The following is a 7,282-nucleotide window of genomic DNA, read 5'->3' on the forward strand; positions in this document are numbered from 1 at the left end:
ACTTGCACAGTTAATTATATCAAACGATATCATTTCACCGGTATTCATAACACTCCTACTTTAGCGGTCGCGAGTGGCAATATATTTACAAATCCAATTGGTAAAGAACTTTCAATTGGTACTAAAGCTGCAGTTGCCGCCGGAACTCTGACTTATGAGTACGGTGCGAACTTCTATTGGGCCGGCGGTGGACTAGGTGGATCAATTGTCAAAGCAACTGATCTAGTTGAAGTAACCGGAAAAACTAATCCAACAGTCACCGCACCTGACTTATTTGGAAGTATGGCGTTTAAATTGTCACAAGAAGATGGCGCAACTGTTGATTTTAGCGAAATCAGTCATATTATGCCTGCGGAAAATGCCGGTAATGCCTTTGTTGATGAATTTTATAACGCAATTAATACCTTGTCAGCTAATCATTCAGGCGCGGACTTATACTTCCCATTCCTTGCAAAAATCGATGGTGTTGCTCCAACAATTTTAAATAGTTTGCAAATTACTGAAGATTCCACAGTTTTTATGTTGGCAAAAATTGATACCACTGACTATCAATACTCTCCACAGGGATTGGCGATTAATATTGATAATTTTGACTTTTAGATTTTAAAAATAATTACAGAAAGTAGGCGAAATTATGGCCCAAAAAAATAAAACGAATAACACAGTTGGATTAATAATTGGTTCAATCATTGCCATCGGCGCTGTTGCTGCAATCGTTAATCTTTCGCAACCGCAAGTCGATGAGCCGGAGTTCCCAGTAGTTAAAATTGAAGAAAATACTCGCCATAATTTCGCCGAAAGTTCAAAAATCTTATTAACTGTCGATTCAATGACTAATGAAAGTTATATTTTTTGGAATATCGAATCCGTCCTAGATCCAACAGTTTTTTCAATTAGAAAAATTAGCACCACAAGTTATCAAGTTGAAAATTTGCAACCATTCATGAATACGGTCGAAGTGGTTGCAAAAAACTACAACGAAACCAAATACTATTCAATAATTTTCGAATATTCTGTTCCGATCGAATCCATTAGTTTTGATACTACCAATTTTGATTTATAAGGGAGAATTATTATGTTAAAAATTAATAAAATTGCAATCTTGGCCGCCACTCTATTTAGTGGCCTTTTTGGTGGTCAAAACATCGCGCCTGTGAGCGCTGAAGAGGCGGCCGCCGATAATCCGTTCATTTCAAACTATTTGAGAATAGGAGCTGATGAAACTGCCCCAGGATGGATTTTACAAAATACCTGGGCAAATTTAGATTCACGATTCAGCGATATTATTGAGAATACTTTAGGCGATGCGACGGTTACGAGTAAGGCTCCCATTATCTTTTTTAATTTAAATAGTGCTTCCGGCATTGTTAAAATAAATCGGGTGTATTTTGAAATTCGCGATATAACAACTGGTCAATCCGTTCAATTCATCGATTATGATTTGACAAATGCCAATTTTGAAAATTCAATTGACGAAGTTGTTTTAAAAACGGATTCAAGTTTAGGAATAGAAGATCGCCATGTTATTAATTATCGTGAAAATATTGGATTAAGAATCAATCCTTTAATCACGACACACGACATTGCTTATGATGAAGTTAATGAGGGGTTTTATGAAGTTGCGACTTCCGAAGAACAGTTAGGCCCAGGTGTTATTACTAACGATCCAAGTGACATTTATCAAATTAAAATTCCAAGTTTAGGGAAAACTAGCACGATTAATAAACTTTACCAATACATCGGCCAGATCGATCGCGATGCGGAACAAATGTTAAATTCGACAATCTTTTTATATGGAAAAAGCAAAATTAACGATGGATTCACTTCTTATACGTCAATGCAAAGTAACATTTGGGGAAATGCAGCTTATACGCACTATATCATTTTGCCGATGTGTTCAACAAATAACATTGCAATCACTTATTTAGCAGTTGAAGGCGAAAATGCTGATGGCACAATTATTCAACCAACGATTGATTTTGCTACTGACACTGGTGGCACTTATTTTGAAATTAGCAAACTAGATGGTGAATGGACGACTTCTAACGCGGTCTACTTCCCTGGGAACAGCGCCTATAATTTAATCAGCGCAACATTAACATCTTACACAATCATTGGCGACTATGATCCAGTAATTATCGCTTGTGGCGATTTAATTGGTGCGGAAAACTTACTCTTAACTTATGATCGCCTTAAATATTCAGCGCCTTTGGTGTTGAATGAGACTAAACCGATTGGCTACATTTTTAACGGTGATAATAACGCGATGGTGATTGATATTCCATTAGCAGTCAGCGCGGCAACTATTAAAATCTATTTTGAAGCTTTGGAAACCAACATTGATGTTGATGATCCTTTTTTCATCAATTTGAAAGATGAAAACGGGAATTTAGGAATTGCCGGGGAATTACCTGCAACTGAAGTCCCGGAAAACGAATCCTGGTGGGATAAGTTGATGAGTAATTTCAACAGCTTTTTTGGCGTTGATAATCCGATTGATGCGCTGATTAAAAGTGGTCAAATGGTGTTAATCCTTATTGTTGGCGCGTTCTTAATCTTTGCAATCATCAAGTTGATTCCATTATTAAAAATCAAGAAAAAGAAATAGGGGTGTCATATGGATTTCAAATTAAAGACATCCCATATTGTTGGCAAATTATTGATAACATCATTGATTTTAATTATTATTTTCTATTTAGGAAATACGCTCAATTTAATTGCTAATCGTAGTCTAGCGCCTATCTATTCAACATCCTGGATTTCGATTGATAATGAAGTTAAATTTCACGAAAACGATACCGGTATTATTAATTTAAACGATACCGAGTATCTTTTTAATTTCACGCAAGATAATGGTTACATATTCGCAACAATTAATGATGAAGAAATTTTTGAATTCACCTTATTAAGCGATCAGCGGCTATATTGCGTCAATCTAAATGAAATGTTTTACAACGAGGCCTATTTATGAAAAGAAAATTTAAAGCAATCAACTATCGTCATTATATTTTAATTGGACTATTATCATTGATTATCATCCCGTCTTTTTGGTGGGCCAGTGGTAGTTATGTAAGATTAGGCGAATCGCTTCTTTATTTATTACGCTCTTTCATTGGACTATTCGATTTTAGCAAGGATAGTATTGCAATAGATCCGCCAAATTTAGCAATTGATGTGAATGACTTACGCTTACCGACCGATTTTAAAGCAGCAATCTATGATTTTAAAGTTCTTTCGGCTGCTTTATTTAATGAAGATTTTGCCTTTTTATACTTAATTAAATTGACCAACTTTTTATTAAAATTAACACGACTTTTAATCTGGATTCCATTCATAATCATTTTAATCATTTTAATCAATCAATTAATTATGCGCGATGGACCAGAAGATAAGTTTAAAGAATCAAAAAATCTAATTAAATTCAACAATTTTGAATCACGATACATCTATCCCACAAAAAAATGGTTAATTAGTTTATTCAATTTTTGGAAAGATTATCCAATCTATAAAATTGTCCTTATTGTTGCAATTTTAATTATCTATCGCGCTATGTCCATGGGCATTGATTTTATTGCCTGGTATTTTAATTTTGTAAAAACCTTTGATGTTACTTCTTTATGGTCAATTTTGATGTCCATAATTATCGATATTTTTATTGTTCTTATGTTATATCAAAAGTTGCCATTAATAATCATTGGTGCTTATTTAGTTTTTTATTTTCGTAGAAAAGCGGCTGAAAATCGACTTAAAGAAATGCAGAAAATAAATGAAGATGCTGTTAATGAATTAGCGGTCGCTACTTTAATTACTGGCACGGTTGGTAGCGGTAAAACGATGATGATGACCTCGATGGCGATTGATGGCGAAAAGTTAATGCGCGACAAAGCTTTTGAAATTATACAAAAACATATGCACTTTTTCCCGAATTTCCCCTGGTATAAATTTGAAAAATGGATTATAAATGGCATCGAAAATGAATCAATCATTAATCGGGCGCAATTAAAAGAACGAATTAAAGAGCGTTTTAAATCGTTTTTAAATAACGAAAATTCACAAGCTAGTCAATTGTGGGATTATGATTTTAAAAAATACTCACTGACATTTTTTAATGGGATTCGCACTATTTCCTTGGATGAAGCTCTGATTAATTATGGGCAAGCTTATTTTCTATACTTCAGTCCTAAATCACTAGCGTTTACAAATTATGCTACTAGATTCCAATTTAAACGTGAGGGCCATTTTCCTCTTTATGATTACGATTATATTAAAATCGATAAACACGAGGATCTTGCAAAGACTTTTTCTTCAATTGGCAATTTTGATTCGCGAAGAATTTTAACAAAAATGAATCCATTTGATTCCACAAAGTGGTATCAAATGGATGGTCAAATTGAAGCTTATACTGAAATCGACAAAGAGCGTGGTAATAAGGACGATTATGCCGGGTTAGAAAAAACATCTGAAGATGCTAATCAGCGAAATGATGGATTTAACCGATCAATCAAAATCACACGTCATGAATTCACCATTGATGGTTATCCATTTACTAAATTGTTATTTGATTCACAGCGTGAATATAGCGTTAATGCTGATTTGCGTGAAACGTGCGAAGATCGTATCCGGATTAAAAAAAAGGCAGATATTAAAGTTATCTTGCCTTTATTCTGGATTGATTATTTACTTTGCGAACCTTTAATCAAAATATTTAATAAGTATTATTTTAAATTTAGAAGCAAAAGAACGGACAAAACTCTTTACAACTATTTACTCGAAAAATTAATTCAGCCTTTTTATAATCATTTCATAAAAAATGTAAACTTATTCGGTTATCAACCGGTTAATTATCGTCATGAAATTGGCGCAACTGCCGATGAATCGGGCGAAAAATTTGATAAGGTTTACTATTTTATCCTGCAAAAAATGTATGCCGACGTTTACCGCACCGATTGTTATTCTAATTTTTTCGATGAACAAAGGGTAAAAGCAAAAAGCGGATTTTACCAGGCAAAGACTTATTCATCCACGATGGCTAGTGTTGATGAATTATCGAATCAAGATTCTTATTGGATTGAAGAATTAAAAAAATATACGGAAAACAACAATGTAAAATCCAAAATCGAATATAAGGAGGATGAATAAAAATGATATTGAAGATTTTAGCGGCAGAATCAACAACTTCACTTGGAGAATTGGTGGAAGCAGCTGTAAAAGGATTCTTAATTTTCATTATTATACTGATCGTTTTGGGAGTAGTCGGAATTATTTTTCGCGTTGTCAAAATTTCCAAAGAGGCAAAGAAAATGCGAAAAAAGCACGATGATAATAATAAAAAAAAAAGAGCTGATTAGCTCTTTTTTTTACAAATCCCAATAATTAGAATTAAATTCTTTTAAATCGAACTCTAAAGCTTTGGCAATCTTTTTTTTGCTAAAATCACTAGGCTCTCGCAAGTTATTTTCATAATTGCTGATTGCCTGGAATGACAATTCGATTTTTTTTGCCAATTCACGCACGTTTAGATTTTTTAAACGACGATTTATAGAAATAACTATTGCCGACGTTTTAAAATTTGGATAAAGACTTTTTATAACTGCAAATAATGCTTTTTTTAATGGCGCTTTTACATAAAATTCATCGGGATAAAAATCATATTGATCAACATGATCCATAAAATCAATGAATTCACCATTTTTAAAAACCATTACACATTCAATATTTCCAAAATATAAAATTTCTTCTGTTAATTCTTTTTCCAAAAATAGCAACAATTTTTCTCGACTACAATTTTTCTCTGGAACAAATTTCTCTGATCGATTAAATTTATTCATAAAGGCCCCTAAAATAGCGATGGCATTTTGTTGTAAAATTGTTGTTGATTCATTAATTTTTAATAAATCAAAGACAATTGATTCGGCTTTTTTTCCATAAATTTCTAAATACCGATTTAAATCGCGAATTAAAGAATCGTTTGCCAAAATCAAACCTTTTTTATAAATTTTTGAAATTAGATTTTTGTTTTTCGAAGCATTAAATGCTTCATCATATGTTAAAAATTTCATTAGCAGTCTTTTTCTTCATCAAGATCTTCATCTTCTTCGTAAGTAACATCAAAAGTGGTGTCAGCTGTACTTTTGTCATGATTAATTAACCAATCAATAACATTTCGACTGGTAACACCTTTGCCCCAAATGGCGTTAACGTGATTAGCTAAATCGTAAATAGTCCAATGCTGCGCATGTAACCATTTTTCCCAAAAATTCACTTTGCATGTGTAAATAGCGTTGTTGATGACTTCTTCCATGTCGTTTTCAACAACAAAATCACCGCCCATGCTATCGACTTCTTCCCACGCCACATCGATCACATCATCAATCGCTTTTTCTGCTTCTTCCAAAACTCCCCAATCAACTGCCATTTTTTCGGATAAGTAATTTTTAACCAATAGTCCAAATTCTTCTTTTGTCATTTTTCTGCCTCTTTCTTCTCATTTTTTAAAAGTTGAGATTCTTTTAATTAAGATGACCAGTTCTGATGGTCATTTTTTCCAAATCTTGATTTTTCGCCAAAGAAACTAAATCGTCAAATGAGTAAGTTTTTTCAATAATAAAATCTTCAAAATTTTTCTGAAAAGTATAAATTTTAAAGTATTTTCTATTTAATTTAACTGCATAAGTGTTCAAATTGAAATCATAATTACTAACTGAAAAGACTTGCCAATCTTTTAAATAAACCGCTTGATTAGATCCAACGATCAACAAAGTGGTACTATTGAATTTATTAAAAATAAGATCATTCGTTATGATGATGATGTTATCTTCATCAATGTATCTATTGAATCTAAAATATTTGTTTGAATACCATTCAATTTTTCCAAAGAACTTTTCTAATTGATTATTCTTAACTTCATTAATGAATTCGCTATATTTGCTCATTTTCTTTTCCTCTTTTACTGTCTATATTATAGCAGTAAGCGTTTACTTTGTCAACACTTTACAACATTTTTTTTATTTTTTTTATTTTTGGGTATAAAAATTTGCTAATAATATCAAAAAATAGTAAAAGTGATGGAATTATTGAGTTAAAAAAATAATATAATAATTAAGTTTACTTAATTATTAAAAAAACTTAATGATATATGGAATCATCATTTGTTACTTCCTCTAGTCGGCACCATTTTTCAAAAACAGACCGCTTTATGCGGTTTTTTTGTTGTATTTTTCGTATATTTTTATTGCTTTCATATTTATCAAAAAGATAAGAAATATTTCTTGCAAAATTCAAT

The 7,282-nt window shown here is 32.2% G+C and carries 8 protein-coding genes; 5 read left to right on the plus strand and 3 right to left on the minus strand.

Annotation, left to right across the window (positions count from 1 at the left end; genetic code table 11):
• The 5 genes from RBQ93_RS12155 to RBQ93_RS12175 all read left to right on the plus strand — a co-directional run.
• Nucleotides 1-600, plus strand: a 600-nt coding sequence (locus RBQ93_RS12155; RefSeq protein WP_320372386.1) for a hypothetical protein, incomplete at its 5' end; no start/stop codon positions are given.
• Nucleotides 601-634: 34 nt separating this feature from the next.
• Entirely contained in the window at nucleotides 635-1,063 is a 429-nt protein-coding gene (locus RBQ93_RS12160; RefSeq protein WP_320372387.1) for a hypothetical protein, read from the plus strand.
• A 12-nt stretch (nucleotides 1,064-1,075) separates the two neighbouring features.
• Complete coding sequence (locus RBQ93_RS12165; protein WP_320372388.1) at nucleotides 1,076-2,608, plus strand: hypothetical protein; 1,533 nt, start codon at nucleotides 1,076-1,078, stop codon at nucleotides 2,606-2,608.
• Nucleotides 2,609-2,967: 359 nt separating this feature from the next.
• The gene (locus tag RBQ93_RS12170; RefSeq protein WP_320372389.1) at nucleotides 2,968-5,139 is read left to right on the plus strand and encodes a hypothetical protein; all 2,172 of its coding nucleotides are present in this window, start codon (nucleotides 2,968-2,970) and stop codon (nucleotides 5,137-5,139) included.
• Nucleotides 5,140-5,141: 2 nt separating this feature from the next.
• Nucleotides 5,142-5,348: a hypothetical protein gene (locus RBQ93_RS12175; protein ID WP_320372390.1), complete on the plus strand. Its 207-nt coding sequence runs from the start codon at nucleotides 5,142-5,144 to the stop codon at nucleotides 5,346-5,348.
• A gap of 9 nt (nucleotides 5,349-5,357) precedes the next feature.
• Here RBQ93_RS12175 and RBQ93_RS12180 read toward each other — a convergent pair whose 3' ends face one another.
• Genes RBQ93_RS12180 through RBQ93_RS12190 form a run of 3 tightly spaced genes read right to left on the minus strand, consistent with a single transcriptional unit; the run spans nucleotide 5,358 to nucleotide 6,932 of the window.
• On the minus strand, nucleotides 5,358-6,059 hold the full coding sequence (locus RBQ93_RS12180; protein ID WP_320372391.1) for a helix-turn-helix transcriptional regulator: 702 nt from the start codon (nucleotides 6,057-6,059) through the stop codon (nucleotides 5,358-5,360).
• The gene (locus RBQ93_RS12185) at nucleotides 6,059-6,466 is read right to left on the minus strand and encodes a hypothetical protein (protein ID WP_320372392.1); all 408 of its coding nucleotides are present in this window, start codon (nucleotides 6,464-6,466) and stop codon (nucleotides 6,059-6,061) included. Before RBQ93_RS12185 ends, RBQ93_RS12180 begins: the two co-directional genes overlap by 1 nt.
• A gap of 43 nt (nucleotides 6,467-6,509) precedes the next feature.
• A complete protein-coding gene (locus RBQ93_RS12190) occupies nucleotides 6,510-6,932 on the minus strand; it encodes a hypothetical protein (protein ID WP_320372393.1) in 423 nt (140 codons plus the stop codon).
• Nucleotides 6,933-7,282 lie beyond the last annotated feature (350 nt).

This window comes from Trichlorobacter sp., assembly GCF_034008105.1.
In the GTDB taxonomy this organism is placed as follows: Bacteria; Desulfobacterota; Desulfuromonadia; order Geobacterales; family Pseudopelobacteraceae; genus Trichlorobacter.